The 20,744-nt window shown below is 44.4% G+C and carries 16 protein-coding genes; 11 read left to right on the forward strand and 5 right to left on the reverse strand.

Annotated elements, in window-relative coordinates; all coding sequences use genetic code 11:
* Positions 1-10 precede the first annotated feature (10 nt).
* Both dinB and pncA read right to left on the reverse strand, forming a co-directional pair.
* On the reverse strand, positions 11-1,087 hold the full coding sequence (gene dinB, locus R3D00_22885; protein ID MEZ4776040.1) for a DNA polymerase IV: 1,077 nt from the start codon (positions 1,085-1,087) through the stop codon (positions 11-13).
* Positions 1,088-1,099: 12 nt separating this feature from the next.
* Positions 1,100-1,711, reverse strand: a complete 612-nt coding sequence (gene pncA / locus R3D00_22890) for a bifunctional nicotinamidase/pyrazinamidase (protein MEZ4776041.1) — start codon at positions 1,709-1,711, stop codon at positions 1,100-1,102.
* A 209-nt stretch (positions 1,712-1,920) separates the two neighbouring features.
* Here pncA and lepB point away from each other — a divergent pair, with 209 nt between their 5' ends.
* The 8 genes from lepB (at position 1,921) to R3D00_22930 (ending at position 10,432) form a co-directional block, all read left to right on the forward strand.
* On the forward strand, positions 1,921-3,408 hold the full coding sequence (gene lepB, locus R3D00_22895; GenBank protein MEZ4776042.1) for a signal peptidase I: 1,488 nt from the start codon (positions 1,921-1,923) through the stop codon (positions 3,406-3,408).
* Between the two features lie 2 nt (positions 3,409-3,410).
* On the forward strand, positions 3,411-3,755 hold the full coding sequence (locus R3D00_22900; protein MEZ4776043.1) for a hypothetical protein: 345 nt from the start codon (positions 3,411-3,413) through the stop codon (positions 3,753-3,755).
* A 78-nt stretch (positions 3,756-3,833) separates the two neighbouring features.
* Positions 3,834-4,175, forward strand: coding sequence for a hypothetical protein (locus R3D00_22905; protein ID MEZ4776044.1), 342 nt, complete (start codon positions 3,834-3,836; stop codon positions 4,173-4,175).
* A gap of 87 nt (positions 4,176-4,262) precedes the next feature.
* Positions 4,263-6,590, forward strand: coding sequence for a TonB-dependent receptor (locus R3D00_22910; protein MEZ4776045.1), 2,328 nt, complete (start codon positions 4,263-4,265; stop codon positions 6,588-6,590).
* 9 nt (positions 6,591-6,599) lie between these two features.
* A complete protein-coding gene (locus R3D00_22915) occupies positions 6,600-7,109 on the forward strand; it encodes a hypothetical protein (protein MEZ4776046.1) in 510 nt (169 codons plus the stop codon).
* Positions 7,110-7,245: 136 nt separating this feature from the next.
* A complete protein-coding gene (locus R3D00_22920) occupies positions 7,246-7,698 on the forward strand; it encodes a DUF4870 domain-containing protein (protein ID MEZ4776047.1) in 453 nt (150 codons plus the stop codon).
* 434 nt (positions 7,699-8,132) lie between these two features.
* Positions 8,133-8,717: a M23 family metallopeptidase gene (locus tag R3D00_22925; GenBank protein MEZ4776048.1), complete on the forward strand. Its 585-nt coding sequence runs from the start codon at positions 8,133-8,135 to the stop codon at positions 8,715-8,717.
* Positions 8,718-8,806: 89 nt separating this feature from the next.
* Positions 8,807-10,432, forward strand: a complete 1,626-nt coding sequence (locus R3D00_22930; GenBank protein ID MEZ4776049.1) for a Zn-dependent hydrolase — start codon at positions 8,807-8,809, stop codon at positions 10,430-10,432.
* A gap of 4 nt (positions 10,433-10,436) precedes the next feature.
* On the opposite strand, the gene R3D00_22935 is transcribed toward R3D00_22930, so the two are convergent.
* The 3 genes from R3D00_22935 to R3D00_22945 all read right to left on the reverse strand — a co-directional run bounded on the left by R3D00_22935 (position 10,437) and on the right by R3D00_22945 (position 14,957).
* Positions 10,437-11,978 carry an acyl-CoA carboxylase subunit beta gene (locus R3D00_22935; protein MEZ4776050.1) on the reverse strand — a complete coding sequence of 514 codons (1,542 nt, stop codon included), beginning with the start codon at positions 11,976-11,978 and terminating at the stop codon, positions 10,437-10,439.
* Positions 11,979-11,995: 17 nt separating this feature from the next.
* A complete protein-coding gene (locus R3D00_22940) occupies positions 11,996-12,739 on the reverse strand; it encodes a YebC/PmpR family DNA-binding transcriptional regulator (GenBank protein ID MEZ4776051.1) in 744 nt (247 codons plus the stop codon).
* 91 nt (positions 12,740-12,830) lie between these two features.
* Positions 12,831-14,957 carry a hypothetical protein gene (locus R3D00_22945; protein MEZ4776052.1) on the reverse strand — a complete coding sequence of 709 codons (2,127 nt, stop codon included), beginning with the start codon at positions 14,955-14,957 and terminating at the stop codon, positions 12,831-12,833.
* A 1,021-nt stretch (positions 14,958-15,978) separates the two neighbouring features.
* Between R3D00_22945 and radA the strand changes: the two genes are divergently transcribed.
* From radA to R3D00_22960, 3 genes are all read left to right on the forward strand, one after another.
* Entirely contained in the window at positions 15,979-17,352 is a 1,374-nt protein-coding gene (gene radA / locus R3D00_22950) for a DNA repair protein RadA (protein ID MEZ4776053.1), read from the forward strand.
* Positions 17,353-17,435: 83 nt separating this feature from the next.
* Entirely contained in the window at positions 17,436-19,463 is a 2,028-nt protein-coding gene (locus R3D00_22955; GenBank protein ID MEZ4776054.1) for a HAMP domain-containing sensor histidine kinase, read from the forward strand.
* Between the two features lie 72 nt (positions 19,464-19,535).
* Positions 19,536-20,744, forward strand: coding sequence for a WG repeat-containing protein (locus R3D00_22960; protein ID MEZ4776055.1), 1,209 nt, complete (start codon positions 19,536-19,538; stop codon positions 20,742-20,744).

Raw genomic sequence — 20,744 nt, forward strand, 5'->3', positions numbered from 1 at the left:
CAGATGACATTCAAAATTCAAGCGTAAGCTGGCCACCAGGGTTCTCTTCTATTCCTTCGATATCCAGGCTTGACACTGAGACACCCAGCAAACGTACCGGTTTTGAGGGAAATTCCGGCTTATGCAAAAGTTCTTTCACGACAGAAAAGATATCTTCAAACCGATATACATATTGATTGACCGTACGGCTGCGGGTTGTCTGTATAAAATCAAAATATTTGATTTTAACGGTAATCGTCCGGGCCGCAGCATTGACGCTTTGCAGGCGGGAAGCCACTTTCCGGGTAAGTGGTTCCAGTTCGCCCAACATCTCTGCTTCGGTGGTAAGATCGTTAAAAAAGGTATTTTCGGCGCCCACCGATTTGCGGGGCCGGTCGGGTTTTACTTCCCGGTCATCGATGGCGCGCACAATCCGGTAAAAATGCCGTCCCATTTTCCCAAACCGGTGGGCCAGTTCTGTCTCCGAACGCAATTTAAGGTCTGCCCCATTGTGGATACCGATTCTTCGCATCTTATCAGCAGTTACTTTTCCTATACCGAAAAACTTTTCGATGGGGAGTTTTTCAAGAAAAGATTCTACCCGGTCAGGGGGAATGAGCGTCAGGCCGTTGGGTTTATGGATACCGGAAGCCACCTTTGCCAAAAATTTATTGATGGAGATGCCGGCAGAAGCCGTGAGATGAGTTTTTTCCCAGATTTCAGCTCTGATTTCCCTGGCGATTTTGGTTGCCGATTCGATCCCTTTTTTATTGGTTGTCACGTCGAGAAAAGCTTCATCCAGCGATAGTGGTTCGACCAGATCGGTATATTCGAAGAAAATTTCCCGTATCTGTCGTGAAACCACGCGATAGTGTTCAAAACGCGGGCGAACAAATATTAACTCCGGACACAATCGCCGGGCTGTTACCGAAGCCATGGCAGACCTAACGCCAAACTTCCTGGCTTCATAACTGGATGCAGCGACAACCCCCCGCTGCCCTGCCCCACCTACCGCCACGGGTTTTCCTTGCAGTTCAGGGTTGTCCCGCTGTTCTACGGACGCATAAAAAGCATCCATATCGACATGTATGATTTTGCGGTAGATGATATTTCGGCTATATTATAGTTGATCACTCGTAATTATGGTAACGCCAGCAGCCTGCATTTCTTCTATGGCTTTTTGGGAGTCATTGGGGCTAAGATTAACGCCACGACAAGCATCAGCAACCAGCACCGTCTCAAATCCCAGGCTACGCGCATCAAGCGCAGTGTATTTGACACAATAATCGGTTGCTAACCCGACCACGTATACGGTGTCCACACCTTTATCCTGCAGATATTGCCCCAGGCCCGTAGCCTTACGTCTTCCATTATCAAAAAAACCACTATAGCTGTCGATCTCAGGGTCAGTGCCTTTGGTAAATACACGATCAATTGCTGAGGTATCGAGGTCCCGGGCAAATTCGGCGCCCGGGCTTTCCTGTACACAGTGTACCGGCCAAAGGATTTGTTGCAGGCCAAAAAGATCTATGACTTCCCCGGGATTTTTACCGGAATGATTGGCAGCAAAGCTCCCATGCCCCGCGGGATGCCAGTCCTGCGTAGCTACCACAAGCTCAAAATTTTTCTGAAGCCGATTGACTACCGGAATAATCGCGTCGCCCTGAGCTACCGCCAAAGCACCTCCGGGAAGAAAATCATTTTGAATATCTACGATGATGAGCGCCTTCATTTATTTTGATTTTTAATTTGTGTAACTATTACACAAATATAAGAAGTCATACGGAATAATCCAGCATCTGTTTCGGAAACTTTCGTTTCAGGTTTGTAATTTTTTAGCATGATCGACGACATACTGTACAAAAATGTTGTCAGAGTCATATACTCACAACATATTTATTACCTTTGAGGCTTTATTATAAAATCCAAATTTGAATCGGAATGGACAGCGCCGGATTATTTTTTATCTCCATATTTACGATTGTATTTGTTGCGTTTAAGTTCGCTCAATATAAGTTATTTGAAAAAGCAGGAAAAGAAGGCTGGAAAGCATTGGTTCCTGTGTACAATTATTATATCTGGCTGGAGCTGATTGGCAAGCCCTGGTGGTGGATGGTACTGCTTTTTGTGCCCATCATTGGCGTGCTTGTTTTTGTAGCGATGGTGATTGAGCTTGCCAAAGCATATGGGAAATACGATCTCAGCCATCATGCTGCGTCCCTGATTCTACCCTTTTACTTTTTTCCAAAAATCGCCCTTGACCCCAATGTCAAATATCTGGGTGCACCGGAAACCCATAAAAATGCACCTAAGAAATCAGGCCTTCGGGAGTGGGGTGACGCATTTCTTTTTGCCGGCGTAGCTGCACTGATCATCCGCACATTTTTTATTGAGGCATTTATGATTCCGACCAGTTCGATGGAGCGGACGCTGATGGCGGGAGATTTTCTTTTTGTGAGCAAATTTCACTATGGCTCAAGAATGCCAATGGTACCCCTGTCAGTACCCTTCATTCACAACAAAGTCAAAATCAAAGATTTTGTGATGCCCTCTTATATTGATCTGGTACAACTACCCTACTGGCGGTTTCCTGGTCTGCAAAAAGTAAAAAGAAACGATATCGTAGTCTTCAATTACCCTGCCCATGATATAGACGATCTCAACGATGGTGCCGGACTGGTAAAACCCATTAGTATGAAGGAAAACTATATCAAACGCTGTATTGCCATCGCAGGAGATACCCTCGAAATAAAAGATCAACAGATTTATATCAATGGGGTACCCTCATGGAATCCCCCCAATATGCAATACCAGTATCAGGTGGAAACAGACGGTACGTCCTTTACTTCAAGCCGCCTGCAAAAGTATGGCTTCCGAGCCAGAAACAGCACCTCGACCAACCCCAACTGGCTGCAGGTGCACACCAATATCTTTTACTTCTATATGCCCGACTCGATCGCGAAGCTGATCAAACAGTTCCCCCAGGTAACCAAAGTAGATACCGTTTATCAAAAGGAAGGGAGATTCCAGCGCGATGTGTACCCGACACAAAATAATACCAACGGACAGTTATTTAGCTTCAATATTGACAATTATGGCCCGATTGTCATACCCAAAAAAGGCATGACTGTTGACCTTACTCGCGAAAACCTCTCGATCTACTGGCGGGTAATAGAGGCATATGAAAAACATGCGCTCAAGGTAGAAAACGGAAAGGCATTTATCGATGGCAAAGAAGCAGATACTTATACCTTCGATATGGATTACTACTTTATGATGGGCGATAACCGCCACAATTCGGAAGACAGCCGATATTGGGGATTTGTACCCGAAAATCATATTGTAGGAAAACCCCTATTCGTCTTTTTCTCCTACGAAAGTGACTTCGGTATCCGTTGGAACCGGATCGGAACAAAGTACGTCCATTAATCATGGAACAGGATATTAACACGAGATGGAAGTTTCTGGAGCAGAAACTCGAAAGTCATTTTGAAAAAAAAATGACCATGGAGTCTATTCTGTTCCTCATCGGCGTGCGGGAACTAGGCAGCAGACCAAGGCCATTTTCCAAAGAAGAAAAAGTGGATCTGATGCATATTGCTATTTGTCGCCTTCTTTCTCTTTCCGGCTATTACCAGCTTTCACATCTTGACCAGGACGGATGGCCCCATTGGGAACTGATAAAAGCACTTCCTCATACAGATATGTTTTCGCAGGTACATCTGCTTCGGGAACATATTCTGATGTATTTTGAAGCAGAACAGGTTTTTGAATAGCGATTCGGAGAATATTTATACAGAAATCCCTGACATAAAAATCTTTGCATAAGTCAAAGAATACATTATTTTTGCAACATGTTTGCATCTACGTCAGGGAAAGTAAAGACCTACATCGGAATTATGATGCTGCTGATCTCAGTGGTATTCACCGTTCCTTTTTCCTGGCTTCACCACTGCGAATACTCCCACGCACATGCCCGCTATCAAATCATAAAGGCAACAGAAACTGCTGTCTTAACGGCAGAGCGATCAACCTGCCCACTCTGCGAACTGGAATTCCCCTTATACCTGGTCAGTGATTTTTCCTACCAGGCTCAACTGGAAACCAGTTTTCCTGAATTTTACATAGAAATACCCCGGAAGATATTCTCCGCTACCTTTTCTGACTTTCGCCGAAGAGGTCCTCCCTTAAGTTAATCACTGAACCCATATTTACCCGGAAGCCCTTGTTGGCGCGCGGGAAACCTTTTCACTTTTGCAAACTTTCGCAAACGTGTTTCAGTTATGATTAACAGTAAGTTTTTTCTCCTTTCGGGAGTTTTTTTGGCGGTTATCAACTTTTCCTATTCCCAGAAAACCCCCAATTGCAACTTCGAGCTTTCCGGCACGGTCTCTGACGCAACCAGCCAGGAACCCCTGGCCTATGTGAGCATTTTTGTTCCGGAGCTCAACAAAGGCACGATTACCGATTCATTGGGAAGATATGTGATCGACGGCATATGCGAGGGAACCTATACCCTCTCATGCAGCCATATCAACTGTCAACACAAAGATCTGGGCATTGAGCTTCATACAAATACTATCCAAAATATCAGGATGGAGCAAAGGCCCATTGACCTCGCAGAAGTAGAAATATTGGGTAATAAAGCCCCTCCCCCACCCACTCAGTCCCTTTCCCGCCTCACAGAACGGCAAATGACACAGGCGCAAGGAAAACCCCTTGCAGAGGCCCTTGCATCCATTACCGGAGTTAATACGCTTCATACCGGAGCGACCATTGCCAAACCAATTATTCACGGCCTCCATAGCAACCGTATTCTGATCCTAAACAATGGAATCCGCCTGGAAGGGCAGCAATGGGGCTCCGAACATGCACCTGAGATCGATCCCTTTATTGCCACCAAACTGACGGTCTTAAAAGGTGCCGGCGCAGTACAGTATGGATCAGGTGCTATGGCAGGGGTGATTTTGGTAGAACCCGCCCCGCTTCGCGATCATACAGGCGTAGGCGGAGAGTTCAACCTTGTCGGTTTCACCAATGGCCGTACAGGCGTAGTTTCAGGTATCATCGAAGGCAATCACGATTTTCTTCCCAACTGGTCCTGGCGGCTTCAAGGCACGGTCAAAAGAGGCGGCAACCTTCACACACCCGAATATTTTCTGGAGAATACAGGCGTTGCCGAACAAAATTACTCCGCTACGCTGGGATACAATACAGTAAAAAAGGGAATGGAAATATACTTCAGCAGGTTCCACAACAGCCTGGGCATCCTTTCCCCCTCTCACCTTGGCGGGCAAAGCGACCTGACCCGGGCACTGGAAAGTCCGGTTCCCCTTGGCGCAGATACAGCCGTTTTTTCCTACAAAATTGGCCGTCCCTATCAGGAAATTTCTCATAATCTGCTCAAATGGAAAGGATATTACCGGCTGAATGAAAAAAACAAACTCAGCCTTACCTATGCCTTCCAGTACAACCGCCGGTTTGAATTTGACAAACACCGACCGAGGGGAACAGATCTGAATGGAAAAAATCTGCCCGAACTTGACTTCACGATTCATACTCATTCCCTCGATGGTGTCTGGGAGTTTACGGCTAATCGCCAGGTTTCCGGTTCGGCAGGAATATCAGGTATGTATCAGAATAATTATCTGCGGGGCAGGCCCTTTATCCCCAACTTTGTAGCGATGAGCAGCGGAGTTTTTGGGGTAATACGGTGGAAAAAGGACCCATTAGAACTGGAGGCAGGATTTCGATACGACTACTCCTGGGTAAACAGTGCCAGAGAAGAAAATGGTGTTGACATCTATGCACTCAGAATCTTCCAAAGCCCCTCAGGCACACTCGGCGCGATCTGGAAAATTGCGCCAGGATGGGAAGGAAAACTTCATGTGGGCACAGCCTGGCGCCCGCCTCATGTCAACGAGTTGTTTAGCAACGGACTCCATCACGGAGCGGCCGCCTTGCAATATGGAGACAGTACCCTTTCTCCCGAAAAAGCCATAAAAACCATTGCCACCCTGAACTACCAGCATGCAAGCGGTTTTAGCGCAGAAATCAGTGGTTATAGCCAGTGGTTTGCCAATTTTATTTACCTCAGACCAGAGGGAATCAAAACCACCATCCGGGGCGCATACCCTTCTTTCGATTATGCCCAGACCGGAGCCAGGCTGACAGGTGCAGATATCTCATTGAGCTATCTGATTGCCCGTCACTGGACAATTTCTGCGAAGGGCTCTTATCTCTATGCGGAGAATACCAGCGATAAACTTCCATTGATCTATATGCCGGCAAACTGGGTAGAAAACAGCCTGACTTACGAATGGAAAAACCGGAAAAAAGTAACCGACACCTATCTGACGATGAAAGTCAGATCCGTTGCGCAGCAAACCCGGGTGCCCGAAGGGCAGGATCTGTTACCGCCACCGGAAGGATATACACTGACCAGCCTCGAAGCCGGTACAAAAATTCATTTCACAGCAAACGAACTGGGAATAAGCCTTTCAGCGGGTAACCTTATGAACGTAACCTACCGGGACTATCTTGACAGCTTTCGATACTATGCTGACTCTCCGGGCAGGAATATTTCTGTAAAAATTAACCTCAAATTTTAATTATTTACCATGAAAAAAAGTGCATCTTTCAGCCTGATGATCGTGTTATCGTCCATCTTTTTTATTCAATCCTGTAAACCAGAAGCCCCTGTGGGTGAAGAAGAAATCACGACAGTACAATTGGTTTTCAACGGTTCGCAAACCTTTACATGGAAAGATGGCTCGACGCCAGACATCATTACCCTGAGTCCTCTCACGAGTTATACTGTAGAAGCAAAATTTCTGAATGAGAATGTCAGCCCGGTGGGAGACATAACCGCTGAGATACTGGCAGAAGATGACCAGCATCTGGTCTGTTATGAGATTCTCGGCGACCTTGCCCTGACCAACTTTACCATTGCCCGTACGGATACTGACGGAACCTACGAAGTTGGCCTTTCCACTCAATGGCAGACAGGGACGGCCGCTACCGGTCAGGTTTCGATCAAACTCCGGCACCAGCCCGGTGGAATAAAAGACGGCACCTGCACGCCGGGAGACTCCGACGTAGAGATTTTATTTGATCTGACTATACAATAGCTGTGGCGGGAAAGCAGAAACATAATAAAAACTTCACCGGCATTCCAACCTTCTGCCTGCGGCCATCCTCTTTGAGATAAATGCGTATTATAAACAGTAACTTATTTTAAAATTATTTCTCAATAACATTACAGCTATGAGCAAAGATGCTAATCACGACCCTTTTGAGCAGATGACTGACGAAGTATTTGGTCAGGAGGTAATAGAAGAAGTTGAAGAGCAGGTGTATGAGCCTGCACAGGAACCCACAGCAAGTGCCGACGAAAAACAATGGATGCTGTTTGCCCACCTCAGCGCCCTTGCGGGTTATGTGATTCCTTTTGGCTCTGTGTTTGGGCCCCTGGTTATCTGGCTAATGAAAAGAGAGGAAATGCCCTTAGCAGGGAAACATGCCAGGGAAGCACTAAACTTTCAGCTCTCTATTGCTTTGTATATGATGATTTCCGTGGTATTGATCCTGGTGGTTGTAGGAATATTTTTGCTGATAGGACTGGCGATTTTCCAGCTGGTAGCGATCATTATGGCAGCAGTCAGTGTGAGTGGAGGCAAAGAATATAAATACCCGATCACTATCAATTTTATCAAATAAGACGTTTAATCAGACGATTTTTATAGCCTGAAATGCCAGCTGGTATTTCAGGCATTTTTTTTGCACAAAACCTTTAAAATCCTTACACCGTATAATACCCGGTTTCTTTGACATAATGTGCATCTGATTTCATGGCTATACGAAAGCCTATAACAGAAAAAAACAGATGCCTGATGATAAGGAAAACAAATCACGGTATAAAATCCTCATTTTCAATATTTTTGAGTGAGTTTTCCATAAATTAGTATGATTTGTGAAAAATATAATACCCAGATTTTTTTAACCTTTTAACCACCCGATAGCGCCAATTGTCAATCAATTTGGATGGTTTACACACATTGGCGCTCCTTTAAAAAAAATTATTTCTACTTTGCGAGTGTGAATTTTCACACAATTCGTTCTTTTCGTTTTTATGTGAGATTTAAGTATAAATTATGAAAAACTACCTGATGAGTGTTGCGTTGGTTGCCATCGGCACATTCTTCATGTCTTCTGAAAATCTCAAAGCAGTTTTTCCGACTTCAAAATCGAATCAAAACCTTGCAGACGGCCATGAGCCTGGCCGGATGATGAAAATCCAACAGGCGCATTTGAGAACCATTGACCCTTTTGACATTGATATTGTCCCCACAAGCCGCCCTATCCCCAAAGGAGTACCGCTGGGAAGCGTATTCGGGATGCGGAAACACCCGATTCTGGGTGTGGACAAAATGCACAAAGGCGTTGATTTCCCCGCTCCGAGTGGAACCCCCGTACTGGCTACTGCCACAGGAAAAGTCGGTTGGGTTGTAAACTCAGCAGATAGCAGTTCGTATGGTAAACATGTAAAACTTATCCATGACGAAGAATACTGCACCCTTTACGCGCACCTTTCCGGAATCGTCGTAAGAGTCGGCCAGATTGTTGAGGAAGGTGATACACTCGGATTTGTCGGTACCACCGGAAGAAGCACCAATCCCCATCTTCACTATGAAGTAATTATGGATGGTGAAAATATGGACCCGGAAGATTATTTCTAAAAACTGATATCAGAGACAACACAACAAAGCTGACCTTAGTAAAAAGGTCAGCTTTTTTTTTATATTCGCCTGTCTCTGAAAGATTTGTTATGCGAAATTTCAGATTTTTATGGATGCTGGCTTTTGTACTGGCTTGCAATGCACCGGCCCACAAGGTTGATACGCATGAACAAGTCGAAACGGGTAGCATTCCTGAAAAAATCACGCCAACTGTCACATATGAAACCTTTTCATTGAAAAATGAGGTTTTGGATTTGCCCCCGGAATATGTCCGTATTATTCCCTTCCTCAAACAGGCGGCAGATATTACCGATACGATCTTCCAACTTCAGACCTATGGACCAATAGAGAATCTGCTTGAAGGGATTTCGGATACCACACTGCAAAAACTTATATTAATCAATTACGGACCTTATGACCGGCTGAATAACCAGGCGCCCCTTCTGTCCGGTATAGAGCCGAAACCTCCTGGTGCAAATTTTTATCCCAAAAAGATCACACCTGCTCAGTTTGCCCGACTTAATGACTCCCATAAAACCAGTCCTTTTACACTCCTCACCCGGGATGAAAAAGGAAATCTCCAGGTAGTACCCTATCATATTGCGTTTCAAGAATATCACAAGCGAATTTCGGCGCTATTGATACAAGCCGCAGACAGCCTTCCCGGAGGTCCATTGCAGGAATATCTGTATTTGCGTTCAGATGCTTTTTCGCGAGATGAATACGGCGACAGCGAATACGCCTGGCTTGACAATTTTAAAGAACCTGTTGATATGCTGATCGGCCCTATGGAAACGTACGAAGACCAGTTTCTCGGCTATAAATCTGCTTATCAGGCAATTATTTTTATTAAAAACAAACAACAAGCTGACCCCATCTATTTCTCATCGCTGGTTCCCGAATTTCAGGAAAAACTACCCGTCCCGGCAAGTTACCGGCCCCAGGTTTCTGTAAGACCAGATGTCATCGAGTTTTACGATCTGTTGTATGCAAAAGGCCTGTATAATGCCGGCCCGAAAAGTGTGGGGTTAAATTTTCCATCTGGAACCAAAAAATTTCCGGGAAAAGGCGTTCGGCGAATTCTTTTTACCAATATACTCACCGCAAAATTTGAGAAAATTGTAAAGCCGCTCAGCCAGGTACTGATTGATTCCACCCAGCGCTGTTATATTCAACCAGAGGCATTTTCCCGCCTTTCATTATTTCATGAAATATCACACGGGTTGGGCATCAAACGGGTAATTGGTGAAAAAACGACCCTTCAGGAGTCTTTGAAACAGTACGCATCCATACTGGAGGAGGAAAAAGCAGATATAGCGGGGTTGTATATCATCAACGAACTGCTGAAAGACGGCCGGCTCAGCGGGCAACCCATGGATTATTATGTTACCTTTCTGGCGAGTGTCATACGCTCCACGCGATTTGGAAAAACCAGCGACCACGGGAGAGGTAGTATGCTGATATTCAACTACTTTATGGATTCAGGCGCATTTTACTATTTGGCTGAAAACCAAACATATGGTGTCAACCAGGACCTTATACCTTCGGCTACGGAAGAGCTCCTGAAAAAAATCCTTTTCACCCAGGGGAATGGAGACTTTGGCAATGCTGCTGCATGGATCCGGTATGAAGGGAGAATCAAACCGACACTTGAGGCAAATCTTCTTCGCCTTGACAGCGCAAAGGTTCCGGTAGATCTGGTTTTCGAGCAATAAACCCTCACAAAGGGATATTCCCGTGTTTTTTGTGTGGCAGAGAGGCCGCCTTATTTTCCAGCATCTCAAACGCCCGAATCAGCTTCTCCCGGGTCTCTTCGGGAAAAATCACCTCATCCACATATCCACGCTCTGCGGCAAGATAGGGGTTGGCAAATTTCTCGGTGTATTCCGCCACTTTCTCCTGAAGCATTGCCTCCGGGTCAGAGGCTTCAGAAATGTCTCTTTTAAAAATAATCTCGGCAGCACCTTTGGGGCCCATTACGGCGATCTCTGAGGTGGGCCAGGCAAAGTTCATATCTGCACCTATATGTTTGGAGTTCATCACATCGTAGGCGCCGCCATAGGCCTTACGGGTGATGACAGTAACCCGGGGAACAGTAGCCTCACAAAAAGCATATAGTAATTTTGCTCCGTTGGTGATAATGGCATTCCACTCCTGATCAGTACCGGGAAGAAAACCCGGCACATCTTCAAATACCAGCAGGGGTACATTAAATGAGTCGCAAACCCGTACAAAACGTGCCCCTTTTTTGGATGCATTGATATCAAGTACACCTGCCAGAACAGCAGGCTGGTTGGCGACGATTCCGATACTCCGGCCAGCGAGCCGGGCAAAACCTACCACAATATTCTCTGCATAATCTTTATGAACTTCCAAAAACGAATCCTTGTCGCAAATCAGCGATATGACTTCCTTCATATCATAGGGCTGGTTGGGATTGGCGGGAATAATGGTTTTCAGCGTATCGGCATTCCCTCCGGCAGATACAGGCGGGTATCTTACCGGGTCTTCCTCGCAGTTTTGCGGAAGATAACTTAGCAGTTGTTTGATATTTTCGATACAAGCTACCTCGTGTGCGCAGGCAAAGTGGGTAACGCCACTCTTTGAAGCGTGTGTATTGGCGCCGCCCAACTCTTCGGAAGAGACTTCCTCGTGGGTCACCGTCTTGACAACGTTGGGGCCGGTCACAAACATGTAGGAGGTGTGTTCGACCATCAGTACAAAGTCTGTAATCGCAGGACTATAAACGGCCCCCCCGGCACAAGGCCCCATAATTGCCGATATCTGGGGAATTACCCCGGAAGCCAGGGTATTGCGGTAGAATATATCTGCATAACCTGCCAGCGAAACGACGCCTTCCTGAATGCGGGCGCCGCCGGAGTCATTTAAGCCGATGACCGGGGCCCCGGTTTTCATCGCCAAATCCATGATTTTGCAGATTTTTTCTGCGTAGGTTTCGGAAAGTGAGCCCCCCATTACCGTAAAATCCTGGCTGAACACATAGACCAGGCGACCGTGAATTTTTCCATAACCCGTAACCACTCCATCGCCCAGAATTTTCTGATTTTCGAGCCCAAACTCTGTAGATCGATGTGTAACAAACTTTCCGATTTCTTCAAAGCTCCCTTCATCCAGCAAAAGATCAATTCTTTCACGGGCCGTGAGTTTACCTTTTTTATGTTGGGCGTCTATTCTGTTCAGCCCACCGCCCAGCAGTGCTTCACGGTTTTTATTTCGGAGAATTTCCAGTGGATCAGTCATATAGGGACAATAATTGCTCAGGCAATGGCAGATTCTATTTCGTCAGTCATTTCAAGGTTGTGGAAAACCTGTTGGATATCATCATCATCTTCCAACAGATCAATCAGTTTCAATACGCTCATGGCCCTTTCAAGGTCAAGTTTTACCGTTGTGGTGGGAAACCTTTCCAGGGAACTTTCCGCTTCAATATTCAATTCTTCGAGCTTACTGTTCATCATGCCAAAATCTTCAAAAGCACAGGTTGCGATAAAGTTTTCCTCATCAGTTTCAATATCTTCCAGGCCAGCTTCGAGCAATTGGAGGGTCAGAGATTCTTCATCCAGACCTTCCATAGGAAAGATAAACACACCTTTACGTTCAAACATATAATCTACAGATCCGCTTTTCCCGATACTGCCATGATATTTGTTGAAATAAGACCGGATATTGGCGATAGTGCGTTTTTGATTGTCGGTCATACACTCCACAAATACAGCTACGCCATGACTCCCATACCCTTCATAAGAAAGTGATTCATACACTGTACCATCTGATCCTGCGCCTTTTTTTACCGCTTTATCGATATTTTCTTTAGGCACACTGGCTTTTTTGGCATTTTTAATTGCCATCCGCAGCCGGGGATTTCCATCAGGATCGCTTCCTCCCCCCTCTTTGGTTGCAACAGCCACTTCTTTGAGCAGTTTCGTAAAAAGCTTAGACCGCTTTTTATCCTTCGCCCCTTTGCGGTGTTTGATATTCGCCCATTTACTATGACCAGCCATACAATTACATTCTGATAATAATAAAACTTCCGGTTGGTTTCAGGAAATCCCGAATCCAACCGGAAGCAAATTTACACATTTTTATGAATCTCTACTTAATCAGGGTCGTTTGATCCTGTCCAAGGCGATTCATCACATTCTCTCTGATCAGACGGTAATAATGTTTACGTCCGGTAGTTTTATCCTGACGAATCAGTTTTACTTCCATCATGATCTTGATATATTTCTTCGCTGTGGTACCCTTGATTTTTAGTTCGCGTTCCAGGTCTTGTGAGTAGAAGCCTGATTGAGCGTAATTTACAAGGAATTTGGGCATATCAAATACCACTTCGAAGATTGTACCACCTTTATACAGGTCAAAAAACATAAGTCTGATACCTTGTTCCAACTGGCGGTTGGTTGTTTCCTGAATATCGAGGAAAAATCCAAGGCGGTTGACCTCTTTGAAGGTAATATAACTACGAAGGTTGCGGTAAGAGAAATCGAGATGTTCGGCAGCTAAAGGCAAATCTCCTTTAGAGATATTGATGCACTTATTGAGGGTTTTATTCCTGACAGAGTTTGGTACATCTTTAAAATCGTCGTTTTGCCAATCAGCTTTTATAAAGCTCAATGGGTTGTTACTGTCCTCCAGTTCGTTGAGAAGTTTTTCACTTACCCTGAGACTTACTGCGTCGCCATTGATGATGGCACCCAGGCGGAGCATCTTGACTTCATACCACTGATACCAGTAGTACACTTTAATATTAAAATGTGAAGCTGGCTCAAAATTATAATACTCACTGCGGAAAGCTTCAATTTGTGATTTGCTGATAAAATTGCGGTTATGCTCAATTAAATCAGCAATACTCATAATTCGCTGGAAGAATGAGTCAAGACTTGCGACCATCCAGGAAACACCAGGCTCTTCTGTTTCACGTAAAAAGACTTTGTTGCCCAGCTTAAATGCCTGAATGATTAAATAAAATCCGCCGGCTTCCAATTGTTTGACACCATGTTTCAGCAGGTCAAGCAGAATATCGTTGGATTTTTGCGTTTGTTCGTTTCTTTCCAGCAATTGAAGATAAGCCTGAACCGCCTGAACGTAGAGGGGATAGTTGTCCGACTTTTTGTGATGAGAGACAATTTCCTTGATATCTTTTTCGGAAAAAGGTGCTAAAGAAGCTATCGAAAGCTCAGCATGTGTAAGGCGATATTGGGCGGCGCTTATCTGATCTTTTTGGCTATCAGCAGATTTTACAGATTGTGTAGCGTATTCAACAGCTTTTTTTCCAAAGCTTTGTCTTTCCACATCATCTTCCGTCATTTTATTTAGCTCCCCGTATGTTTTGGCGATCGTGCTTTCGACAAAAGCGCGGGAAAAGCCAGGAAGGTTTTTGCGATTGCGGAGATCGATTTCAGCTTCCCTTAGTTTTATCTGGCAGTATTCCAATCGTGTCAACGGATCGTCAAAGCTATATGTGGACATTGGCAGGAACGAAACATTGAGTTCCATCAATGCGGCGGAAAACATTTGAGCGATGAAAGGTTCTGCGTTATCACGTGAACGTTCTTCAACCTTTTTCAGAATTTCTTCGACCTTTACGATACTTTCTGCTACTTTTTCGCTGAGAAAATGTTCTGCCAGTAAAAAGTAATTTGCCAGGTTCTGATCAGTTGTATTCTCATTAATTGACTTTTGCAGCCACAACCGGGCCTTGGCAGCTTGCTCTGTTTCAGTTTCATTTACATAAACCAGACCGATAAGAGTAGAGACAATAGAAATAAACGGTTTACTAAAAGTGCCCCAATCAAGGCTGCCGATACGTTCTTCGAAATCCTCAAGCGGGCGATTTTTGATTAACCGTAAAAACGCTGCCGAAGAAAAATCTAATAACTGATTCCACGAATGAAGATCGGCTTCGATTGAAGGCATATTTTTGACCGCCTGCATACGATGTCGAATCAGGTCCACACAAAATTTGAACCCTTCCGAATCACAACGATACAAGGTGTAGGACAACGCCTGATGAGCCAGAAAGAAAAAATAATTGGCTGATTGCTGATCCTGAAACGAGGTATTTTGTAACTCAGTACTGAAAAACTCTTCCAGTTTTTCAAAATCGGAAATATCTGCTTTTTTAAGCAGATCTCTCAGGTAGTTGGGGTAACTGAGTTCCCCACTACGTCGCTGTGCTTCAATTAAAAATTGAAACGAGAAAATGTTGGTAAACTTCATATTTGACAGGGATTAAGTTTCAGTTGCAGAAAATACGAATCCCGGAATATTACCCAAAAGAAGCAGATAGAACCCTTTATTTCCCTCACTATAAATTCCACAAAATCCCAACCAAATGAAATTTTGTATTTTCCAAAACTGGAGAACTTATCACATTTAAGATTATTTGGAAAAAATCCCTCCCCCCCGGTATTTACCGGCAGCATTATTATCCGTGTTGACTCGTATTTGTCCAACAGTATTATTAAAAAATTTATGATCATTATCTTGGTTGTGGCTTTTAAGAATCAAAAAATACCACTTCCGGACAAATATACGACGATTTTCCGCTATTCCAAATTTCTGTCGCAGGGGCGTTGACTTCTGACCGGTTAAGTAAAAACCTATTATCACACTCAAAAGTGTTAAATAAGATGGGGGGGGATTATTGCTTTATAGTAGGTTTTTATTGCAGTTATTGCAGAAAGTTAGCTATTCGATTTGCCATTACAGTTACTTTTCGCAAAAAATAAGCCAAAAAATTGTCATTTTTATAACAATAAGGAGAACGCTATATAGGGGAAATTTCCTGCTTGAGTCGCCACTTTTTGGGCCGGTGAATGTTAACAAAATTACAAAAACCAAATAAAATAGATCAGGAAACGTTTAGAATTTTTGCCAGAAATCGATTGCATATTTTTGGGAGATCTATGTTTTTACTTTCAAAACGGAATTTTGCTTATCCTAATACCAGATTTATGCTTCCCTTTACGGTTGAATCATTTTACCAAATCCTGTTTTTATCGCAAAAAAATATTCCAACTAACTTACCCGCCAGCTTTAATCAGATTCAGCGAGTGACGCATTTTGGCAATTTACTAATCCAGCCCAAATCGGTTCAATAAATAAAACATTTTGTCATCAAACTGAACAGATATCCCATAGACACAAAAAAATAAACATCGCGTTATCTGTCTTATTTTTTTTACCAGACCAATCATGATCGCTTGTACTCCCCCCAAAATTCCCCTTATATTTGGGTATGGCAAAAACTGCAAAATCTACTTTTGTGTGTCAAAACTGCGGCACTTCCCACCTTAAATGGCAAGGCCAATGTTCAGGATGTAATGAATGGGGAACACTTGTGGAAGAATTGGTAAGCCCCGCCGACCGAAGACCCATCGGACCGGTCTCCCTCAATACCAGATCGACGCCCAAACCCATTTCCGAAATTACTTTCGAGAATGCACAAAGGATTATCCTTAAGGACGCAGAATTGGGAAGAGTCCTCGGCGGAGGACTAGTATATGGCTCTGTCATTTTACTTGGCGGTGAACCTGGCATAGGAAAAAGTACACTTTTACTACAGATTGCTCTCCAACTTTCTCCTTATAAAGTACTCTATGTGTCTGGTGAAGAGAGCGAACAACAGATCAAACTTCGCGCAGAGAGAGTTCCCTTTACTAACCCCAATCTACTAATCGCAGCAGAAACTCATCTGGAACGAATTTTTGAATTTTATGAGTCTCTAAAGCCTGATCTTATCATCATCGACTCGATCCAGACCATGTACAGCGATGAATTGGAGTCCTCTCCGGGCAGCGTATCACAGATACGTGAAGGTGCGGCAAAAATCATCCGGCTGGCTAAAGAAACGCATACACCGATATTCCTCGTCGGACACATAACCAAAGACGGCGGTATAGCAGGCCCTAAAGTCCTGGAGCATATGGTAGATACCGTCCTTACGTTCGAAGGAGATCGGCACAACAGCTACAGGATCGTCAGAACCAGTAAAAACCGATTTGGCAGCACAATGGAAATTGGTATTTACGAAATGATGGCCTCCGGCCTTCGGGAAGTTTCCAACCCCTCGGAAATCTTCCTCTCCAGAAGCCTGGAGAATTTTAGCGGCGTTACCGTTTCCGCCACGATGGAAGGTCTGCGGCCGCTTCTAGTAGAAACCCAGGCCCTCGTAAGTCCTATGGCTTACGGCACCGCACAAAGATCCTCTACGGGTTTTGACCTGCGCCGGCTTAATATGCTGCTGGCCGTTCTCGAGAAGCGCTGTGGCTTTAAAATGGGGGTAAAAGATGTGTTTATCAATATTACTGGCGGACTGAAAATAGAAGACCCCGCCGTTGACCTGGCCCTCATCTGTGCTGTCATCTCTTCGCTTCACGATCTGTCTGTTCCTCAAACTTCTGTATTTGCCGCCGAAGTGGGCCTGTCAGGCGAGATCCGGGCAGTAAGCCGCGTAGAGCCGCGAATTGCCGAAGCGGAAAAACTGGGGTTCAAGAAAATTTATGTCACCCAATCTCAGGCGACGGCCCTCAGTAAGAAGTACAAAGAAATTGATGTAAGAGGTGTGTCAAAGCTGGAAGAAGTTTTCAGAGAGGTATTTAGCGGCGAATAATTTCCAAATCATTTGTCTTACCGGGAAAAAGTGGTTAATTTCAGATAGAAAGAGCGTGTCCGAAAGTAAATTCCGAACATCGCATGAAAAAATTTTTTGTCGGAATCACCATCAGTTGTCTTTATTATTTTTCACTGGCTACCCCACCAGCGGATAGCCTCCTACGTGCGCTGCATAATGCAGAAGGGATGGATAAACAGCACATCCTCTTACAGCTTTCTGCCTATTATGCAGCAGATTCCTTTGATCTTGCACTGGGGTATGTGATTGAGGCCAGAAAAATGGCTGAAAATAAAAACGATACCTACCGACTTGCAAGAGCATATCTCCAGGAAGGAGAATTGTGGGAATCCTACCCTACCCTCATTTCCGATAACAGAAAAGCCATTCAGCCATTTCAAATGGCGAAAAGTCTTTGCCTTACACTCAACGATACCGCATGCCTGGCCAAAGCCAGTTTCGCTATTGCCCGTCTTTATGCGCATTTTGAGCTTACTGACAGGGCTGCGCCCTACTACTTCGAATCCCTGCAATACTATCGCATCTTAAAAGATACCCTCAATCTTGTACAGGTGAATCTCGCCCTGGCACAACTCTACAAACTGACGGATGAACCCGAACAAACCATTCAATATAGTATTACTGCGCTTCAACTCGCTACGGCTGCGGAAATGGACTCTATCCGGGCATTGATCATGTTTTTTATCGGAGAAGGGTATCTTGAGAAAGAACAATTTTCCGAGGCGCTCTCTTATCTGAAAGAATCGCTCAACCAGATTGATCATATCCAGAATTCAAGCTATAAGACAGGCATCCTCAACCGCACCGCTGAGACATACCGCCACCTGGATCAATCCAATAAGTGTTTTATTCTTCATCATGAGGCACTTGCGCTGGCAAAAAGTGTAAAAGATGAATATGGAATGGCCGACAGTTATAATGGCCTGTCAAGTGCTTACGCTCAGCTCAACCAGTTTGGCTTAGCACTCATGTATCTGGACAGCAGTACATTGCTCTCTGAAAAGCTGGAATTCAACTCTCAGCTTCTGAAAAATTATCAAAAATACATGACCATTTTCCTTCGTACAGATCAGTACGAACAATTGATGCACTACCGCAACAAGTCGGAAATGTTGCAAAATAAAATTGATCAGGAAAACAAAAATCAGACCCTGTTGAAAGTCAGAACTTTCTATGAAAGTGAACGAATGGAGCGGGAACTTGCTTTTAATGAGGCTCGGTTGGAGCTAAGTGCTGCCGAATTGAAAAACACCCGAACGCAGGCACAATTTGCTATTCTGACAGGAATTTTTCTGGCTTTCCTGGTGGCTGTCTTTTTCCGGCAGTATCAAAACAAGAAGAAGGTAAGTGAAGCGCTCGAAGAAAAAGTTACAGAAAGAACCCATGAGCTTCGCAACGCATATGGAGAAGTGGTTTTGTTAAATGAAGAACTCGATACCTTTGCCTACCGCACAGCCCACGATATCCGGGGACCCGTTGCCCGCCTGCTGGGTTTATGCCAGATTGCGATGAGTGCCTCCGACAAAAAGGAGGCTGATGCCTATATTGAATTGATCAACAAAGAAGCCATCAGCATGGACTTTATGTTGCACAGGTTTCTGGAAGTAAACAAAATCAAACATATCAACCCGCTGCGACAAAAAATAGAACTGGAAAAGGTAATTCTCGAAGTATGGGATTCTTTGTCAGAGATCGAAGGCGCATCTGAAGTGGAATTGCAAATAATGCCGGGACTTCCGGAATATATTGAAAATGATCGCAGGTTGTTGGAGATTATTCTGAGAAATCTGCTTGAAAATGCCATCGTGTTTCGCACGAAAGAAGAAAAAATCAAGCCCTTATTGAAAATAACGGGTAACGAAACGGAAAATGGAGTCAGTGTACATATATTTGACAATGGTATTGGAATACGTCCGGACTTAGCTTCCCGCATTTTTGAGATGTTTTTCAGAGGTACCAATGCCTCTACAGGACTCGGATTGGGTTTATATGCAACACGACTTGCTGCAGAGAAAATGGGTGCCGGAATATTTTACCATTCAGACAATCATACCATGACCGAATTTGAAATTGTTCTCCCTGTTATATAATCCAATCCTGAAAAAATGTAAATTGTGCCACCCGGATCGGTTTTCGGGTAAATTTTTTGAGAAACCCGGCTTATGGTTCTAAAATTTCAACGAAACATATGGATTTTTTCGCTGCTTGCCTGGAGTTTATCTGCCGGATGCGGCACATTTACTGACCCTGGCGATAATTTGTGGCCCATTCGGGAAAATGGACTCTACGGGTTTATCAATAACGTAGGAGAGGTAGTGATTGCGCCACAGTTTGCCTATGCATTCAGGTTTAGCGAAGGCCTTGCCGCGGTAAATGTAGGCGGGACTCAAACCAATTATGATGTTCCTGTCGATGGGAAATGGGGTTTTATTGATCGCTCAGGCCGGTATGTCATTAACCCCAGCTATTTCTCCCCTCCGACCTCCGGCAAACCATATGACCTCAATGACCTGGCCAAAGTACTGCACGAGGGGTATATATTTTCGGAAGGAAAAGCCGCTGTCTATTCTGACAATGGGTGGATATATATCGACTCCGCCGAAAATGTAGTGATTAATGATCCCCGCATAAAAAGTGCGCGACGATTTGTGGAAGGACTTGCTGCCGTATATGTAGATGGGAAATGGGGATATATTGACCATACTTACAAAACAGCGCGTGACTCTTTTGCTATTGCGCCTGCTTATATTTATCCTGTCAACTTTCTCAATGGCCATATTCTCACCATGGACCGCGAATCACGCTGGGTTGTCATTGATCGAAATGGAAACCGTAAACTCCCGCAATATAAAATTGAAAGCAATTTTTTTGAAGGAGTAGCGATTGTGCAGGACTCATTTAAGACGGGAGAAATTCGTTTTTCCTCCCAATATAAGTATGGTTTGGTAGATGAGGACGGAAGGTTTCTTTTTACGCCTCAGTTTGATATGGTAGGAAGATATGGCAGCGGATTATGTCCGGCTCTGGTCGGAAGCAAAGTGGGTGAGCAGGTCGCCTTTGCAGATCAGGTCAGAGTGGACAACAATATCGGGGGAAAGTGGGGGTTTGTAAACCGAAGGGGAGAATTTGTATTTAACCCTATCTACGAAGATGCCAAAGGATTCAGTGAGGATATAGGTGCGATCAAAATGGGAGGATTGTGGGGGTATATGGCACCTGATGGCTCAATGATTACCGGATTTGAGTTTCGTTGGGTAGGCTATTTTAAAAATGGAATTGCCAGAGTAAAACTGGGGCCTGTACATAATGACTACGACGAACATTATGCCTATATCAACCGAAGTGGAAATGTACTGTGGGTAGAGCCTTAG

It is taken from the genome of Bacteroidia bacterium (genome assembly GCA_041391665.1).
Lineage (GTDB): Bacteria > Bacteroidota > Bacteroidia > J057 > J057 > JAGQVA01.